The 556-nt window shown below is 53.8% G+C and carries 1 protein-coding gene; it reads right to left on the bottom strand.

Annotation, left to right across the window (positions count from 1 at the left end; genetic code table 11):
- A partial coding sequence (locus tag DY467_RS25405; RefSeq protein ID WP_164639811.1) for a GNAT family N-acetyltransferase occupies positions 1-540 on the bottom strand: 540 nt, incomplete at its 3' end.
- Between the last annotated feature and the right edge of the window lie 16 nt (positions 541-556).

Here is a 556-nt window from a genome sequence, read left to right as displayed (position 1 = left end):
GTATGGTTGATCGCCGATCGTCAGGTCAAATTCTGCATCGCCTCGGGAGATGCAGTCTTTGATCGCATCTTCAATGACGAGGAGCCCCAGAGAGGCATTGCGATAATTCAGATAATCGAACCCTGTCAGTAGCAGATGAAACCTATCGTTCCATGCTGCCCCGTAGGCGATGCTGACTGGCCGGTCATCCAGCGTCATAACGTAGGCACGAAACATCGGGTCGCGCGCAACCTCGCAATAGAAACGAAAATAGCGCTCTTCGTTGAGTAAATCTCGCTTGTCGTGGCCTTTGAACCTGAACCTCCGAAACTCCAGAATTTGATGGAGTGCTGCAATGATCAGATCTGGATCTTCGATGATCTGGGTCTTGAGGTGGCCTTTTCTTCCAATGCTTCTGCGCTTCTTATCCAACGATCGGCGCAAAGATCGCGGCATAGCTCGTTCGCGCCAGTCGTCAAATGATCGCCCGAGTGCGGTGTCGTGGGCATTGATACCCAAGTGGCGCCGAATCACCTCTCCGAGGACGTCAAATGTCGCCAACGCGGGGGCCCGGACC

Source organism: Rhodopseudomonas sp. BR0G17 (assembly GCF_010907025.1).
In the GTDB taxonomy this organism is placed as follows: domain Bacteria; phylum Pseudomonadota; class Alphaproteobacteria; order Rhizobiales; family Xanthobacteraceae; genus Rhodopseudomonas; species Rhodopseudomonas palustris_H.
This window is presented reverse-complemented; position numbering and strand designations above follow the sequence as displayed.